A 16,842-nucleotide genomic window follows, 5' to 3' on the forward strand; every position below is an offset into this window, starting at 1 on the left:
CAGACCCGACCTTTTCCCCTTCCTGTGTCTGAACTTGAACCAACTTCGGACTCAAACCCGACGTTTTCCCCTTCCTGAGTCCGAACCTTAACCAACTTCGGACTCAGACCTGATGATTTCCCCTTCCTGTGTCTGAACCTTAACCAACTTCGGACTCAGACCCGACGTTTTCCCCTTCCTGTGTCTGAACCTTAACCAACTTCGGACTCAGACCCGACGTTTTCTCCTTTCTGTGTCCGAACCTGCACCTACTTCAGACTCAAACCCGACGTTTTCCCCTTCCTGTGTCTGAACCTTAACCAACTTCGGACTCAGACCCGACGTTTTCCCCTTTCTGTGTCCGAACCCGAACTATCCTGCTCCAAAAAAAAACACTAACAAACGATACCATTTGTTAGTGTTTCCAAATCTATTATGAAGCTTGTTGTTCAAATCTTTCTTCAGCTGGAGGGTTGAATTGCCCTTCCCACTTCGCAATAACAATTGCCGCAAGTGAGTTCCCCACCACGTTAACCGCTGTGCGTCCCATATCAAGGATACGGTCGATGCCGGCAATAAAGGCAAGGCCTTCTGCAGGCAATCCAATGGTGCTGAATGTCGCCAGCAGCACCACAAAGGATACGCCCGGTACACCCGCCATTCCTTTCGATGTAACCATCAGTACTAGCATTAACGTAATTTGCTGTCCGATGCTCAATTCGATCCCAAACATCTGGGCAATAAATAAAGAGGCAATCGCCTGATATAAAACAGATCCGTCCAGGTTAAAAGAATAGCCTGTCGGAATAACGAATGAAGAAATATGTTTCGGGCTTCCCGCTTGCTCCATTTTGTCCATAATTCTTGGAAGAACTGTTTCCGAGCTTGCTGTTGAAAATGCCAAAATTAATTCCTCTTTGATCATCTTCAATAATTTAAAGATGCTGAACCCGACAATTTTCGCCATAACTCCCAGAACAACAAGAACAAAGAAAATCATGGATCCATATACAGTGAGCGCCAGCTTGCCTAATGGAATCAGTGAGGCGAAACCATACTTGGAAATCGTAACACCAATTAAAGCAAATACCCCGATCGGCGCATACTTCATAAATAGGTTCGTTACATAGAACATCGCCTTAGCTGTACCTTCGAAAAATCTCAGAACCGGCTTTCCGACATCTCCAATTGCTGCGATTCCGAGTCCAAATACAACAGCAAAGAAGATAATCGCCAGCATATCGCCTTCAACCATGGCTTGTACCGGATTAGTAGGCACAATATGCAAGAATGTATCCGCTACAGACTTGCCTTCCTGCTCTTTATTGGTTTCGACATAGCTTGAAATGTCACTTTGCTGCAGGCTGTCCATATTCAGGCCGGCACCTGGCTGAAATACATTCCCGGCGATTAAGCCAACCACAATGGCAACCAACGTCATGCCGATAAAATAGGTCAATGATTTACCGCCAAGCTTACCAACGGATTTTAAATCACCTACACCAGCAATAGCAACGATAATCGTGGATAGTACAATAGGAACCACAATCATTTTAATTAAACGGATGAACAGATCGCCAAATGGCTGTAAGGCACTTTGCGCTGTTTCATTACCGTAAAAGATACCGCCAACCACAATCCCCAGGACAAGACCGATAAAAATTTGAGTGGCTAAACTTAATTTAATTCTTTTCATCAATTACCCTACCTTCTTGTTTAGTTTTAACATGCTGCGCAGGCAAGGGAAACAAAGCTGATCTCAAAAAAAAGAAAATCGACAATTGTCAATTCACTCTAATTCATATTATCTTATGTTTCCTTAAACGCTGACGAGGTTAGCTTTCGGGTTAGGACTGTGGAAACAGTAAGCCCTTCCATCTTTCGGATTCACCCCGTGCGGAAACTCCGCCGTAAATAATGGGTCCCCCGTTCTTAAAATAAGATTAAGCATAGAACACTAAATCATTATATTATCCCAAGATAATTTTTGTAAATAGTTAAGTATTCCCGGTATAAAACAAAAAGGCACTTGGCTCCACCTGCGCCAAATGCCATGATAGCCACACATGCTATCCCCGCTACATCTAAATTAGCATCTTAGTATTAAGAATATTGAACGGGCTTGTAAACTTTTCTTAAATATCAGGTGATAACGAGGGCATTATAATATCTCAATCAATATGCCATAAAAATTCCAGCGTTTTGCTAAATGCTTCTTGTTCTGATTTTGCATCATACTTAGAGGAATAAGGATCACTGAATCCGTGTTTCCCAGTAAATTTATGTGCTTTAATTTTCTTTTTCTCCAAAGCCAATACTAACTCATCAACATTAAAAGATTGCTCTTCCTGCGGAAAAAATAGAATGGCAGGACTCCGGGGTGTCACCTCTAAATAGTCCCTAATCCTTGAACCATAGTATCCAACTATACCATCAACACAATCTTCCTCGCTGCACAGCCAGGCAATAGTTGCACCTATACTAAATCCAATGATATATATTGTTTCGTATTCATCTTTAACATCCAATAATAAATCTTTGACTTTACGTGCCGCTCTATCGAAACCGACATGTTCCATAAAGTGATGATAAGCGGCTTCCTCTTGAGAATAATCAAAAGGTTTCTCTCGCTCTAGTATATTGGGGCATATCACTTCATAATTCAGCTTGGTTAATAATTCGCAAAAACTCTTTATATGTTGATTTATTCCATAGATTTCGTGGATTACGAGTATTAAAGAATTAGAATTACTAGACTTTTTCATAACTATCCTTATTCTTCATATTTCTTCTCCCATACATTATTTACGTTATATCCACCAAAAGGTATTCTACCTTAATAGAATTATTCCTTCATCCTCTAAACACCTTTTAATAAAAAAAGCCGCCTAATTGGCAGCCCGACTTTAAGCAATGCACCATTATGACATTAAACACACGCTTCATATTCCCTTTTGATATTATGAATGATCGTCTGAACAGGCAAAATCTCGTTGATTTCATGGACTCTTGCCCCCGCAAATACGAGACCATTCTCACAGTCCCCCTCCATGGATGTGACCAGAGAATCCAATGTGCAAAAGCGGTAGGAGCAGTTTTTCAGACAATCGATGCATTTCTTGATTTTCACCTTTTTATTGTCAGATATTTGTTCAGTAAAGTTATTCTTAATGGCACGGCCTTCCAAACCTACGGTGGTTTTCACCATAACGATATCTTCCTGTTTGGCATGTACATATTTTTCCTTGAAGGATAGGGGTGCATCACATTCGTGACTTGCGACAAACCTGGTTCCCATCTGAACACCGGAAGCACCGACACGAATGGCATGCGCGATATCTTCTCCTGTCATGATTCCCCCTGCAGCTATGACAGGAATCTTAACAGCCTCCACAACTTCTGGTAAAATATCGAATAACGGCCTTTCGGTCCCTAAATGTCCTCCCGCCTCATTGCCCTCTACGACAACAGCAGAAGCGCCCAACCGTTCAGACATTTTGGCAAGCCTTGCAGATGACACAATCGAAATGACCGGTGTCCCGGATTCTTTGCCCCAATTGTACATATCTCTAGATATTCCTGCACCTGAAATAATGAAATCCACCTTTTCCTCAATGGCAGCCTTCATTTTTTCAGCAAAATCATTCATGGCAAATAAAACATTCACCCCAATATAGCCCTCACCCTTGATAGCTGCCCTGGCCTTTCGTATATGCAGCCTCAGCTCTTCAATGCTAATTCCTGTTCCTGAAATAATTCCAATCCCCCCGGCATTCGCAACCGCTGATGCCAGGCCGCTCAACGAAATCCCTACGCCCATTCCCCCTTGCATAATGGGAAACTCAGGCGTCATATGACCGATTTTTAATTGTGGAAATTTCAAAAGAACTACCCCATTTCATCGCCAATTTATTTCTTCTTCATTATTGGACGAATGGGGTTAATTGAATAGTGACAAACATAATACGTGGTACTAAAATCAGGTGTTATTTCTGCGATATTCACAGAATGTTCAATAATTCCCAAACCAGAGACTTATCTGGAATCACCACCGCTGCTAACCATAAAAAGGTCTTATCTGCCTCTTTGAAATATATGATGTAACAGGTAAGCTAAACCTAAATAAATGAAAGTGATTGAGAACACTTTATTTATGGAAAGCTGTTCCATCAGAGGTGTGTGCGTTGAACGATTCGAAGAAAAGATAGACCACCAACTTGGTTCAGGGAATAGGACAGATACTGTAACCCAAATGCATAAGGAACATAAAACCAAAAACCAATATAATCTCATAAGCTCCCCTCTTTTAGAAAGCAGTACTAATATCTTTGAGGAAAAACCGTTTATAACAGCTTGATTGACAGTAACTGTTTCACAAACACCGATTTAATTGAGCTAACAGTCTTACCTTACAAAACGGACAGGTCATCTTCTAGTCCGTTTTTCTTCGTTTCTAATCTAATTCCTCTATTTTTATGATATCAGTCATCAAATCTGCTAAATCGTTTGTCTGAATTTCGATATTAAAAAAATAAGGGGTTGTAATAAACGTTCTGCTTTCCCCCCTATCATCATTCTGGATCAAAGTTGTTGAGATCCCCCTTGGTATTTACCGGTACACTGATATATCCGAAAGCAGTTCTATACGTAAAACCTTTCTGTTCCCTCAACATTTGGGGTCCAAAAATAATAAAGCAAAGAAATCACCTCTTTATTAAGCTCATTACCTGCATATTCAATAAAAAAGCAATTTCTCCTTTGAAGGCTTTTCCGTGGTGCTCATTCAGCCATAAAAAGAAAGTTAATGATAGATAGTTGGTATGGATTCTGCTTGTTCATTTTTCATGGAAATATGCAGCTCTTTCTTAGAGCTGATAGAGGCAAAAAATATATCCCCTAACACAGAGACACCCTTTCTGGAAAGCTCCCGTTCGAGCCAGTCCCTATCCAAACCTAACTGCTTAAGTACCGTGTTGTATACCACTCCCTCAACAATCACCGGAAAAGCTATTTGATTGGAACTCTCGGTAATGTTCAAATCTCCAAGGGTTGCAGGCATTTGGGAAGGTTTTAATTGGACACTTAACATACCGCTTCCTTCGAGCACCCCCATCTCCACATTCTGGATATCAAAGATATTTTTCTCCCTAAGCATTTGAAGAATGTTATCGATTGTATAGTTAGTCCTTCTTAAATTGGCCTGAAGTAATTTCCCCTTATAGATGACAATCACCGGTTCGAAAGTAATCAATTTCCCTATTTTCCTGTTCGAAATTTTTACTTTCCCGATGATTCTCTGAAAGATGCCGATGGCAATGATGGCAAACCCAGTTTCCAGATGTCTGACAGACGGATCTGCTATATCCGCCCCAGCCACAGCACCTAATATAAGAATAACCAGGTAATCGAAGATCGGAAGCTCCCCTATCGAGCGTCTTCCCATATAAAGAGTAATAAAGAGAAATAGAGGCAGAATGGTAATAATTCTTCCTAATATAAGAAGACAATGATAAAAAAAATCACCCATATTTTACTCCTTTTGTTGTATAGTTGTTCTTATCTTTTCGGTCTCTGAAGGAGATTATACGGAAGAAAGTGGCATTCGAAAGGATTTTGACCATCGCAGCATAACTAAATAAAATGAAACACACCAAATTGGAGGCTTTTGTTTGTTGAACTTATGTTTAGAGCTGGAGGAGCAACACTTTCTTCATGGCTGCCCGCATGAGAAAGTGCCATTTATATCGAACTTTATAAATCACTTATAGGACAGGAGATTATAATATGGATATTTTTATCCGGCAAGAACTCCCTGCAGACTTTCATTCCACGGAAGGAATGATCAAAGAAGCTTTTTTAAATGAAGAATACACCGACAAGACAGAACATTTTCTTGTTAGAAGAATCAGAAATTCAGACGCATTCATTCCTGAGCTTTCTTTAGTAGCGTTAACCCATGCTAAGGAGATTGCGGGTCACATACTTCTGTCAAAAATTACCATAGGTGATGGTGAAAAAGCTGCAGATTCTCTGGCACTTGCCCCGGTTTCTGTTGCTCCGGCTTATCAAGGAAAAGGCATCGGCAGTCAATTGATTCGTACCGCACTTAACAAGGCAAAAGAGGCCGGATATCAATCCGTAATCGTTCTGGGCCATAAAGATTACTATCCAAAGTTCGGCTTTAAGCCAGCCAGCCTTTGGAATATCCAGGCCCCGTTTGAAGTGCCTGATGAAGTGTTCATGGCTCTGGAGTTAACAGAGAATGCTCTTAAAAATGCTGCCGGTGTTGTTCATTATTCAAAAGCTTTTTCAGTATAAGAGGCGCTGGATAAAAAAAGAGCTGCCGATCAACAAGCTTGATCGGCAGCTCTTTTACCTTGATAAGGGCATTGGATCTTATTCTGTAAATTCCCAAGCAGGATTCCAGACCACTTCCCACAAGTGTCCATCTGGGTCTTGAAAATATCCGGAATATCCACCCCAAAAAGTCTCATGGGCTTGAACCGTAATAACGGCACCCGCACTCTCTGCCTGTTTCAGTACCATTTCTACCTCTTCTTTACTCCCAACATTATGCCCAATCGTAAATTCAGTTGGGCTTTTTCCTGTCTGGTTCATATTGGTGTCATGAGCGATATCTTTTCGATTCCAAATTGCCATTTTTAATCCAGATTGCAGATCAAAAAATGCCACAGCACCATGTTCGAATTCTCTTCCTACTATGCCCTGTGTTGGAAGCCCAAGACCATTGTGATAGAAATGTAAGGACCTCTCTAAATCATCTACACCTAATGTGATAACTGAAATCCGCGGTTTCATATAAGACCTCCCAATAAATTTGCAAAATCTTTGCGAAGAAAGGATCATAAAGCTTCATCATTCATTTATATCGTAAATCAATTGATCAAATAACTCCCCATCCACATAAAGCAAAATAGCCCATTCTCCCTTTTTAGGAAACTTAACAGATGATGGTGTATGTGCATCCGCCCCGTTGTTTGGACCATAAGCGCGAATGGTCCATCCCATACCATTTGTTAAAATGGGATGAACTGTTTGCGATTCTTTATGAAAGCCAACGATAGTCAAGTCTGCATTCTCAACGCCCCATAAATGCCACATCCACTTTTGGCCGTTTAAACTGGGCATGCCAGCGCCAATCACTCCGGACTTGTTTTCATTTCCGATTATACCCCTGTCGCCGAACTCCACAGCTTTTCTCTCCCAGTCAATAGTGTCAAAATCGCTCTCTTGAACAAAATCCGGTATGTCCTCAGGCAGCGTAATAGGGTCATCTTTTGCTTTTTCTGCCACACTGACCACTACATCCCCATAGGATTTGCCATCCAGGTACACGTCAAACTTCCACAGGCCTTCGTAAGGAAGGGTGAATGTCGTCGTAAACCGCTGCAAACTTGGGTATCCGGGAGAAGGTTCTATTATTTTTTGCTGAGATAAGACTTGTATTCTTTCGCCAGTTTCTTTATGAAAAGCAGAAATGGAAAGCTCTTTTCCTTTATACGTGTTAAAAGGCTCCTGGAAACTAAAGATATAGCCATAAGGCGTTCCAGCTTTCAGATAAGGATCAGGTAATATGCTGAATTTCATCTTTTGATTCACCTTATATTCATGCCGGATGTTCCATTCACCAGCCGTACCGCCATGTATCTGGTTTTGATCCTGCCTGACCCATGTCTCAGTTGAAACTAAGAAAGCTAAGAGGCAGATGGCAAAAGTGGATATGGCAAATATAACGAATTTATGAGGCTTTTTTGTTGGCTTCTCTCTTCTATCGGAATGGAGCGCTTTTCTAATATTCATTTTTTGAAATTCCGTAAAGCGCTCGCCCTTGTGAGTTGTCGAGTCCATTGCCCGCCGCAGCTGCCTAAGCTTGCTCTCCATTATATCCCCGCCTCTCCATCATTTTTTTCAGCTTCATCCTGCCTCTGCTCAATCTCGTTTTGATCGTATTTTGGTTTACTCCTATTAGTCCCTCGATCTCTTCAATCGAACATTCTTCATAATAATAGAGAGTTACAACTTCCCGGTACTTCACAGGCAAAGACAATACACAAAAGGAAAGAAATTCTTCCTCGCTCCGCTTCAGCAGCTCCTTTTCCGGAGGCAATTCCTTCGATGAAAATAAAGAAAACAGGCTCGAATTAAGCACCACTTTCCGAAATGCATGACTCTTCAAGACATCCTTTGATCTATTAATAGCCAATCGATAAATCCATGATTTAAAGGAGGTCACTTCATCGATTTTGTCATAATTTTGGTAACATGTGATGAATATATCCTGAACAATATCTTCAGCCAGCTTCCAGTCTTTCACATAGTTATAAGCAAGCTTCGTGAGCCGTTCACCGTACTCATCCATAATCATCTCAAGCCAAGTATCACGATCTTCTATTGAATTATCATCCCTGATCTTTCTCACACACTCCCCACCCCATTTTCACTTTAATGCTAAGACGAATGAGCAGGATATAGGTTTCATTTATTTTGAAAAGGCACCTGCCTTTGAACCCCATCCATATTTGTCTCTTCATAGACTTGTTTGTTTAAAAAGAAGAAGCCGCCTGGATTGGCAGCTGCGTTTGTTATTCACTTTCTCTCATTGAAAACAAATAAATAATTGAAATGATAACGGCAATAATGGAAGTGATTACAGAATATCGAAAAATAGTAAAAAAGAACTCAGGATATGGTGTTATAACACTTGAAGTCATACCATCGACATCTGTCGTGCTTTCGATCCGCTTCATAAAGGCCACTAATAAGAAAAAGGAGACAATAAATGAATAAACACCCGTTTTCACTATGATTTTCTCCATGAAATCCCCCTAAATTGACTCATTATTTTTTAAAACTCCAGTTATATAAAATTACTGAAATCCGCCTGTGTCCTTATTATCTCCCATTAAATAATTTGAACTTTCCCCTGGCTTTGCGTTCGGATTTGTTGGGGTAAGAGGGTTATTATTGTTTCTCGTGCGTCTCCAATCAATAAACAAAGCAAATAATATAATTCCTGCAATAAAAATTACTAACCACCACATAGGTTCACCCCCTATTTTGAAAGGCGCCTTTATAGATAAACAACTCTCAGTTTAAGAAAAGATAAAGAAGCAGCGCGATCATAATATTTGGCAGGCCAATTAAAACTGAGCCGATGCTTGTTCTTTTCCGCTTTCGTTTTTCGTCAGGAGAATCATGTGCTTCCAAGCCTGCCCTCATCCGATGGGGACCAGCTATAGAACCTGACATAAGAACAGACATGGCTATAAAAAATAATCCAATGGCTCCTGTCACTAAGTAAGCCTTACTTAATTCCCAAAAACCAAGTGATAATAAAACACCAGTTATTGAGAAAACGATCCCGATAGTTAGATGCTTCAACACACCAAACCTCCTTTATTACTAACTATACGGCTGAAATCTTAAATTGTTTCAATTTTTAATTTATTATGAGTACCAATGAAGAAAAAAGGGAGCTCCTCTTCGGAACTCCTTTCTAAATAGAATTAATATAATCTTTAATCACTTTACGATCTGGAGGACTTATATTCGAGGGAATCTCATGGACATGAAAAAAACGCAAATCTTTAACCTCTTCGCTATCCATTGTAAGTTCTTCATCATAGTTGTTGCAGATATAAGCGGTGATGACATTATATACTTCATCACCGTGAGGGTATTTATAGTAAAATTCTTCTCCTGAATAAAAATTAAACAACTGCAGATCATTTGCAGTTAACCCAGTTTCTTCAAGCAGCTCTCTCTTAGCCACCTCTTCCAATGTCTCTCCAGGCTCCAGAGAACCTCCGGCCAATGCCCAACAGTTATTATCCATTCTTAACTGCAGCAACAGCCTGTTATTCTTATCCAAAATGATAACACTTGCCCCAGGAATAACAAGAGGACGGCTTCTTTCTTAAATCCATTACATAACCCATAGTAATCTCCTATATATAAGACTTTCCTAACCTTATTCTCTGCGTGGAAAGGAAACCCTTTAAACAATATGGGATTTTATGTTAATATATAAATAACTCTCAGGCAGTTATTGTATTAAAAGAAAGGAGGATTATTATGATCCCCAATAATAAACACATCACAAAATCATTAGGACTTTCATTGTTAATAACTATATTTGCCTTTTTCAATGTGGATACCTCTCATACATCAATACTCTTCGTGTCTGTTGGTTCGTTCATAAGCATTTATTTAATTTCAGGGATTACCTCAAAAGCATATCAAAAGTTTCTAAAACACACTGACTATAATTAAAAGTTCCTTACAACCCAATGCCTAATGATAAAGGAATGAAAGCAAACCGCTATTCCTCGGGATGGAAGTCCCTTACACCTGCATACCAATCAAGCGCCATCTGCTCCATCTCTTTCACAAACACCTTTTTTGCCTGGCTATAATCAGCCGTGTCCTCAAACCTTTGAGCCAATACTTCCTTAAACTTCGTATACCTTTCTGCTTCACGGGGATGGGTCCGCAGATAATCTCTAAAAATAAGATGCCGTTCTATTTGGGGGTTATCAAATTGATAGACATGTATATGATGAGTTCGATTTTCCCCGCCTTTACGAAATAACCTTCTTCCTGTAATGCCCCATTCCCCGGCAGAGTCGTATCCAATCTTCTTCATCTTCTCATTAAATTCATCTATCTTTTCTATGTTTCTCACAATACACATCATATCGATTACAGGCTTTGCCTTCATCCCCTGGACTGCGGTACTCCCAAAATGTTCACATTTAATGATTTCATCTTTAAAGATGTATTTTAGGAATTGTGCTTCTTTTTGATACATAGGAGCCCAATTATTGTTAAACTCCGTAAGACGAATCTTCATTTGGCCACCTCTGTTAGATAAGCTTGAATGTGTAACTCACATATTAAAAATCCCAATTCTCATCAAGAAATTGCGAATCCATTTCAACGAGGAATATCCTTATACTATAATTGAATTTACCTATTACCTATAGGAATCATGTATCGGATTAAACAAATCCTCCGCTGCATTTCTGACAACTGAAAAGTGTTCCACATTGTAATGGCCATGAAGAATTTCATTATGATGCTTAATAATTTGTTCCGCACTTAAAGCATCGCTATCTGTTGTTGAATGTCCATCACCTACTAATGTAACATCCAATCCACTAATAGTTGCGGTTCTCACTGCACTGTCTATACAGTGCTGGGTTTTGCATCCCATTATTACAACATGCTTGACCTTTTGAGATTTCAGGTGATCCAGGAGTCCCGTTCCATGAAAAGAATTGGTTGCAGCTTTATCAAAGTACTTTGTTTCTGCAGGCACAACAATTTCTTTGTGTACCTGAAATCCTTTTCCTTTCCCTTTCGCAACATCTAAATCCCTTACAAAGACAACTGGAACACCTGATTGTTTTGCTTTATCAATTACTAAATTGATATTCCCAAGAAGGTGCTCTTTATTTATAACTGCACTTTCTTCCAGATTCCCATCGATTAACTCTTGCTGGGCATCAATAATTAATAAGGTTTGATTCAAGCGGCTCTCCTCTTTCGTTATCAAAATTTTTAGATATTTTTGATTATAACACAATATCCAGATTAAAAAATTTTGTTTTGAACCATAAGAAATAGGCCGCCTGAGTGAGGCGGCCCTAAAACAATTGACTCTGAAAGATCACGTTATATTTCACATTCCAGGTTTAGTATGCCCGGGCAAACCAAACCGTATGCTTCGCTTCTTTTCCACAATGGATGCAGGTATCTTTCGTTGCCGGCGGGTTGAACGGGATGTTCCGTGTCGTGAATTTCGTTTTTTCTTTTACACCTTCTTCACAGGCGTCTTCACCGCACCATCCGGCTAAGATCCAGCCTGGGATGGCATCATTTTGTTCAGATTGTGCAATGTGCTGTTCTAATTGCTCGATTGTATCGATATGTGTGTGCGAATTCTCCGCACGGAATTCTTTAGCTTTTTCTAATAGACGAGTCTGCATCGTTTCTAGCTCATTTTTGATGCTTTCAATAATCGAATCAAGCGATACGGCCACTTTATCACCAAGATCACGCGCCTTCATTAAGCATTGATTTTGGTCTAAATCACGAGGGCCAAGCTCTATGCGGACAGGCACGCCTTTTAGCTCCCACTCATTAAATTTATAGCCTGGTGATTGATCGGAATCATCAAGGCGTACGCGGATTCCTTCCGCCTTTAATGCAGCAAACACTTCATCTAATTTCTCCATAATCGCAGGGTTCTTTTTCCATGGGCCGACTGGAATCAGCACGACTTGAGTCGGTGCTACTCTTGGAGGGAGAACAAGGCCTTGTTCATCACCATGAACCATGATGACAGAGCCGATTAACCGTGTGGATGTACCCCATGATGTTGTATGGACAAAAGTATGTTTATTTTCTTTGTTCAAATATTTGATATCAAAAGCTTCCGCAAACTTTGTGCCCAAGTAATGGGAAGTTCCCGCCTGTACCGCTTTTCCATCCTTCATCATCGCTTCAATGGAGAACGTATCAACCGCACCTGCAAAGCGCTCAGATGGTGTTTTTTGCCCATCATACACAGGAATGGCAAGCAAGCCTTCTACCACTTCTTTATAAATCTCGAGCATCTGCATCGTTTCCTTGCGCGCTTCTTCTTCGTCCACATGAGCGGTGTGGCCTTCCTGCCATAAAAATTCTGACGTGCGGATAAAAGGAAGTGTTTTCTTCTCCCAGCGGAATACATTCGCCCATTGATTGATTAAGACCGGCAGATCCCGGTAGCTTTTAATCCAATCGGAATACAAATGTCCAATCATCGTTTCAGAAGTTGGGCGCAGTGCCAGACGCTCCTCAAGCTTCTCTCCTGCCGCTTCTGTGATCCACGGAAGCTCCGGCGAAAATCCTTCAATGTGATCCTTTTCCTTTTGAAAAAAGTTCTCCGGAATCAGCATCGGAAAATAGGCATTGCGGTGGCCGGTTTCCTTAAAACGCTTATCCATCTCTGCCTGAATATGCTCCCAAATTTCATAGCCATCAGGCTTAAAGGCGATACACCCGCGAACAGGGGTGTAATCAAATAAATCTGCTTTTTGTATCGTTTCCAGATACCATTTTGAAAAGTTGTTGGTGTTTTGAGACATCTTCTTTTCCTCCTGAAACTATTTTTAAGAATAAAAAAAGCATAAAGAGTCCTTCAAAAGGACGTCTTTATGCTAATAGACGCGGTACCACCTTAGTTCGGCTTTTACAAAATCTAAAGCCCTCTAATCGTTAATAACGAAACGACCCGGTTAGCTTTTTCCTAACATCTCCGTGGCAGGTTTCAATAAGGAGGGGTGATATAGCTCTCAGCCCAGGCTATATTTTCTGTTTCACAATCCTTATTTACTTGATCACATCATTGATTACATATATATGATAATATACCAACTTGTGATGACTAATTCAATACAGGCAGGAATAAATTCCTGATGGAGTGTTCCCCTCCATCCTATTTCGCCTCAGCTCTTCTCTCTATCTTAGACGTCTTCAGGAAAAATAATTCATACACAACAGGAACGATTATTAACGTCAGCAGTGTGGATGATGTTAAACCGCCAATGACCGTTACCGCAAGGCCCTTTGAAATAAGTGTTCCTGATGAGGTAGTCAATGCCAGCGGGATTAATGCGGCAATTGTCGCAAATGCTGTCATTAAAATTGGTCGTAACCTTGTTTTCCCTGCTTCAACTAACGACTCTCTAATAGGCAAACCTTTCGTTCTGTTCTGCCCGATCCGGTCAACAAGCACAATCGCATTCGTTGTGACAATTCCAATAAGCATCAGGAAGCCAATCATCACACTTACAGAAAGAGGCTCATTAATAATGTAAAGTGATACAAGCGAACCAATTGGAACAAAGATAAGTGATGAAAGGATAATAAATGGAATACGGGCTTTACCAAAGGTAATCAGCATGGTTAAATACACAAGCCCGATTGCCACAAGAATGGAAATCCCCAGTGATTGGAAAATCTCCACTGTTTCATCGTTGCCTCCGCCGCTCGTTAAGGATACTCCATCCGGCATATCAAGCTTTTCCACTCCCGCCTTTACCTCTGATGATACTGCCTGCACATCATTTCCTTTTACCTGGCCTGAAACACGGGCATAAACCTTGCTGTCCAGTTTCTGAATCGATGTGAAGGTATCGATTTCCTTTACCTCAGCCACCTCTGAAAGAGGGACTGGTCCTCTTTGAGAAAATAGAGTAACCTCTTCCAATTCATCTTTTGACCCGAGTTCTTTATCAAAGGACAGCTGAACCTCCTGCTCCTTATCATCGAGCAGCAGCGTCCCAACATTCACGGGCTTCGTCTGATCGCTGACAGTTCCAAGAATCTGGAACCCTGACAAACCATATTCACTAGCTTTCTCAGAATCTATTTCCACTAAAAATTGTTTTTGCTTTTCACTGAAATTGTTGGTAATATATTTCAGGTCATTATTTTCCTGCATATACTCTTCCACTTGCTTGGAAGCCTTTTGCAGCGCCTCTAAATCATTGGAAAATAAGTCGATATCCACGTTATTATTCGAAGGAGGCCCGCCTGTTTCCAGCTCCTGGACACTAATCTTCAAATCAGCGTTTTCCTCTTCTGAAATATCTTCTATTTTACTTTCAATTGATTTAATCGTTTTCTCCACATTTACATTATCTTCTAAGTTAACAAAATAGCTTGCTTTGTTTTCAAGCCGCAGTCCTGTGGCAAAATCCCGGGCTCCTATAGCTGCTGTGACATCTGCTGCTTCTTTCTGCTCATCCAGCATCTCTTCCACCTTCAGTGAGATGCTATTTGTTTTCTCCAGGGAAGCGGATGATGGCAATTCAATCGATGCTGTCAGCGTTTTGGACTGTTCATTAGGAATAAACGTAAATCCTAAAGAAGGCACAACCGCTAATGAACCAACAAGCAATACGAGCGAAATAAATAAGATAACTAATTTGTGATTGAGCGATTTTTCAATTAAACGGCCATAAAACCTCTGAAGAGCTCCCTCTTTTTCTTCAGCCGGCACTTTCTTGAACGAAAATTTTGCCAGGATCGGCACTATCGTGATGGAAACCAGCAGCGAGGCTAAAAGGGAAAACACAATCGTTAAAGCAAAAGGCAAAAAGAATTTTCCTGTTATCCCGCCAACAAAGCCGATTGGAAGGAATACCACAACGGTCGTTAATGTTGATGAGGTGATCGCCTTTAATATTTCTTTGGTGGATTCCAGAATAATTTTATCGGACATTCCCTCATTGGATTTGCGGACCCGCCTGAAGATATTTTCGATGACGACAATACTGTCATCCACCACACGCCCTACAGCTACAGCCATTCCGCCCAGTGTCATGATGTTCAATGAGATGTCCATTTGGTTTAGAAAAATCGCAGCAATCAGAATGGACAAAGGAATGGAAACGACTGCGATAATGGTCGCTCTGGCATTGCGAAGGAAAACCAGAACGGCAATGGACGCAAATAGTGCCCCTAACAGCCCTTCTTTGACTAATGTGCTGACAGACTTTTCAATATCCTTGGCAGAGTCGATGCCAATCTCGTAGTCGAGCTGATCATTGTATTTTTCAAGTACACTCGTCACCTTCTCTGCCACTTCAACGGTGTTGGCTTCCTGTTTTTTCGTGATCGCCATGGATAAAGAATCTTTCAGATTATAACGGGCTAATTCACTTTTATCTGTTATTGGCTCAATGTCTGCAATGTCTTTTAATTGAATAGCGGCAGATTGCCGGGCTCCCTGCTCTCCGCCGGCACCGTCACCTTCAGCTGGAGCACCGCCAAAAGCAGGCTGAAGCTGAAGATTTTCCAGATTTGCAATAGAATCAAGGTTTTCTTCTACACGGATCGGGATTTGCTCTTCCTTTTCCGTCAGCTCACCTGCCGGGAAAGAAAGATATTTTTCATTGATCTGCTCTTTAATGCTGCTGAGTGATAATCCTGCTTCTGCTGCTTTCTCTTTATCGACCGTAATTTGAACAAGATTATCGGTTAAGCCTGCAACAGATACGCTGTTGATTCCTTCTATTTTATTTAATTCAGGAATGACACCATCTTTCATGACAGCTTCTATGCTTTCCCCGTCCTTGCTGAAAAAGGAAATATTATAAATGGGAAAAGAACCAAAAGAGAGGCGGTTTAATTTCACTTCAGCCTCTTCAGGCAATCCGGCTTCATCAATAACCGAACTCACCTGCTGTTCCACTTTATCGAGATCTGTATCAAACGGAAATTCCAGGTTAATGATCCCAATGCTGTCATAAGCAGAACTGGTCATCTTTTTTACACCCTCAATGGAATCCAGCTGATCTTCAAGCTTCGAAACTACCTGTTTATCCACATCAGATGGAGATGCACCAGGGTATACCGCTTCAATGGATATCTGCGGGAATTCAATATCAGGAAATTGGTCCACTTTTAATTTTGAAAAAGAGTAAATACCGCCAGTGATTAATAAAAATGAAATGATAAAGACCGCAACAGCATTCTTTAAACTGAACTTTGTTAAAAAACTCATCTTTTAATCTCCTTTATAATTAATTTATAAATAAATTATACAAAAACTATACAAACCTATCAATCGATAGACTGTTTCCAAAAAAAAACTTTAACATGCCAGTTTGTTAAAGTTTAAAAATCGCTATTCCTTTGACGCCGATAAAGTGAAACTTCAATCAGGGGGGCTTTTCCCCGCTGATTGTTAGTTGAACCAATCGGGCCTTTACGGGCAGTTTGACCCCCGCTTATCCTCCTCTGATTACGCTGAGTCTCAAAGTGGGGGTCTTACTGCCCGTTAGACTG

General features: G+C 40.7%; 15 protein-coding genes, 1 pseudogene, 1 riboswitch and 1 other annotated feature. Of the genes and pseudogenes, 1 reads left to right on the forward strand and 15 read right to left on the reverse strand.

Annotated features, from left to right (window positions below):
- Positions 1-412: 412 nt before the first annotated feature.
- The 4 genes from CE058_RS15745 to CE058_RS15760 all read right to left on the reverse strand — a co-directional run bounded on the left by CE058_RS15745 (position 413) and on the right by CE058_RS15760 (position 5,506).
- Positions 413-1,675, reverse strand: coding sequence for a cation:dicarboxylate symporter family transporter (locus CE058_RS15745; RefSeq protein ID WP_163143936.1), 1,263 nt, complete (start codon positions 1,673-1,675; stop codon positions 413-415).
- A gap of 113 nt (positions 1,676-1,788) precedes the next feature.
- Positions 1,789-1,939: riboswitch (cyclic di-AMP (ydaO/yuaA leader) on the reverse strand.
- Positions 1,940-2,150: 211 nt separating this feature from the next.
- Positions 2,151-2,744, reverse strand: a complete 594-nt coding sequence (locus CE058_RS15750) for a dienelactone hydrolase family protein (RefSeq protein WP_163143906.1) — start codon at positions 2,742-2,744, stop codon at positions 2,151-2,153.
- A gap of 164 nt (positions 2,745-2,908) precedes the next feature.
- Positions 2,909-3,862: an NAD(P)H-dependent flavin oxidoreductase gene (locus tag CE058_RS15755; protein WP_163143908.1), complete on the reverse strand. Its 954-nt coding sequence runs from the start codon at positions 3,860-3,862 to the stop codon at positions 2,909-2,911.
- A gap of 918 nt (positions 3,863-4,780) precedes the next feature.
- Complete coding sequence (locus CE058_RS15760; RefSeq protein WP_163143910.1) at positions 4,781-5,506, reverse strand: DUF421 domain-containing protein; 726 nt, start codon at positions 5,504-5,506, stop codon at positions 4,781-4,783.
- 257 nt (positions 5,507-5,763) lie between these two features.
- On the opposite strand from CE058_RS15760, the gene CE058_RS15765 reads away from it, so the two are divergent.
- Positions 5,764-6,297 (forward strand): GNAT family N-acetyltransferase, encoded by a 534-nt coding sequence (locus CE058_RS15765; protein WP_163143912.1) that lies wholly within the window; start codon positions 5,764-5,766, stop codon positions 6,295-6,297.
- A gap of 78 nt (positions 6,298-6,375) precedes the next feature.
- Here CE058_RS15765 and CE058_RS15770 read toward each other — a convergent pair whose 3' ends face one another.
- From CE058_RS15770 to CE058_RS15815, 11 genes and pseudogenes are all read right to left on the reverse strand, one after another.
- The gene (locus CE058_RS15770) at positions 6,376-6,798 is read right to left on the reverse strand and encodes a VOC family protein (protein WP_163143914.1); all 423 of its coding nucleotides are present in this window, start codon (positions 6,796-6,798) and stop codon (positions 6,376-6,378) included.
- A gap of 57 nt (positions 6,799-6,855) precedes the next feature.
- Positions 6,856-7,881, reverse strand: a complete 1,026-nt coding sequence (locus tag CE058_RS15775; protein ID WP_163143916.1) for a hypothetical protein — start codon at positions 7,879-7,881, stop codon at positions 6,856-6,858.
- The gene (locus CE058_RS15780) at positions 7,865-8,419 is read right to left on the reverse strand and encodes a sigma-70 family RNA polymerase sigma factor (RefSeq protein ID WP_163143918.1); all 555 of its coding nucleotides are present in this window, start codon (positions 8,417-8,419) and stop codon (positions 7,865-7,867) included. The genes CE058_RS15775 and CE058_RS15780 overlap by 17 nt, the downstream gene beginning before the upstream one ends.
- A 163-nt stretch (positions 8,420-8,582) precedes the next feature.
- Positions 8,583-8,816: a hypothetical protein gene (locus CE058_RS15785; protein WP_163143920.1), complete on the reverse strand. Its 234-nt coding sequence runs from the start codon at positions 8,814-8,816 to the stop codon at positions 8,583-8,585.
- A 51-nt stretch (positions 8,817-8,867) separates the two neighbouring features.
- Positions 8,868-9,041 carry a hypothetical protein gene (locus CE058_RS24805; RefSeq protein ID WP_197204761.1) on the reverse strand — a complete coding sequence of 58 codons (174 nt, stop codon included), beginning with the start codon at positions 9,039-9,041 and terminating at the stop codon, positions 8,868-8,870.
- Between the two features lie 46 nt (positions 9,042-9,087).
- Positions 9,088-9,381 (reverse strand): DUF5316 family protein, encoded by a 294-nt coding sequence (locus CE058_RS15790; RefSeq protein WP_163143922.1) that lies wholly within the window; start codon positions 9,379-9,381, stop codon positions 9,088-9,090.
- Positions 9,382-9,496: 115 nt separating this feature from the next.
- Positions 9,497-9,938: pseudogene (locus tag CE058_RS15795) on the reverse strand (NUDIX hydrolase).
- Between the two features lie 383 nt (positions 9,939-10,321).
- A complete protein-coding gene (locus CE058_RS15800) occupies positions 10,322-10,852 on the reverse strand; it encodes a GrpB family protein (protein WP_163143924.1) in 531 nt (176 codons plus the stop codon).
- A gap of 123 nt (positions 10,853-10,975) precedes the next feature.
- Entirely contained in the window at positions 10,976-11,533 is a 558-nt protein-coding gene (locus tag CE058_RS15805; protein ID WP_163143926.1) for a cysteine hydrolase family protein, read from the reverse strand.
- Positions 11,534-11,696: 163 nt separating this feature from the next.
- Positions 11,697-13,133 (reverse strand): proline--tRNA ligase, encoded by a 1,437-nt coding sequence (proS, locus tag CE058_RS15810; protein WP_163143928.1) that lies wholly within the window; start codon positions 13,131-13,133, stop codon positions 11,697-11,699.
- Positions 13,134-13,187: 54 nt separating this feature from the next.
- Positions 13,188-13,403 (reverse strand) — a binding site (T-box leader).
- Positions 13,404-13,483: 80 nt separating this feature from the next.
- Positions 13,484-16,558 (reverse strand): efflux RND transporter permease subunit, encoded by a 3,075-nt coding sequence (locus CE058_RS15815; RefSeq protein ID WP_163143930.1) that lies wholly within the window; start codon positions 16,556-16,558, stop codon positions 13,484-13,486.
- Between the last annotated feature and the right edge of the window lie 284 nt (positions 16,559-16,842).

Source organism: Bacillus sp. 22-7 (genome assembly GCF_010628845.1).
In the GTDB taxonomy this organism is placed as follows: Bacteria; Bacillota; Bacilli; order Bacillales; family Cytobacillaceae; genus Cytobacillus; species Cytobacillus firmus_B.

What these genes read in the sequence shown, in the direction of transcription:
- CE058_RS15750 (WP_163143906.1), bottom strand. Translation starts at nt 2,744, where the DNA reads ATGAAAAAGTCTAGTAATTCTAATTCTTTAATACTCGTAATCCACGAA.
- CE058_RS24805 (WP_197204761.1), bottom strand. Translation starts at nt 9,041, where the DNA reads ATGTGGTGGTTAGTAATTTTTATTGCAGGAATTATATTATTTGCTTTG.
- proS (WP_163143928.1), bottom strand. Translation starts at nt 13,133, where the DNA reads ATGTCTCAAAACACCAACAACTTTTCAAAATGGTATCTGGAAACGATA.
- CE058_RS15760 (WP_163143910.1), bottom strand. Translation starts at nt 5,506, where the DNA reads ATGGGTGATTTTTTTTATCATTGTCTTCTTATATTAGGAAGAATTATT.
- CE058_RS15770 (WP_163143914.1), bottom strand. Translation starts at nt 6,798, where the DNA reads ATGAAACCGCGGATTTCAGTTATCACATTAGGTGTAGATGATTTAGAG.
- CE058_RS15745 (WP_163143936.1), bottom strand. Translation starts at nt 1,675, where the DNA reads ATGAAAAGAATTAAATTAAGTTTAGCCACTCAAATTTTTATCGGTCTT.
- CE058_RS15815 (WP_163143930.1), bottom strand. Translation starts at nt 16,558, where the DNA reads ATGAGTTTTTTAACAAAGTTCAGTTTAAAGAATGCTGTTGCGGTCTTT.
- CE058_RS15785 (WP_163143920.1), bottom strand. Translation starts at nt 8,816, where the DNA reads ATGGAGAAAATCATAGTGAAAACGGGTGTTTATTCATTTATTGTCTCC.
- CE058_RS15800 (WP_163143924.1), bottom strand. Translation starts at nt 10,852, where the DNA reads ATGAAGATTCGTCTTACGGAGTTTAACAATAATTGGGCTCCTATGTAT.
- CE058_RS15775 (WP_163143916.1), bottom strand. Translation starts at nt 7,881, where the DNA reads ATGGAGAGCAAGCTTAGGCAGCTGCGGCGGGCAATGGACTCGACAACT.
- CE058_RS15765 (WP_163143912.1), top strand. Translation starts at nt 5,764, where the DNA reads ATGGATATTTTTATCCGGCAAGAACTCCCTGCAGACTTTCATTCCACG.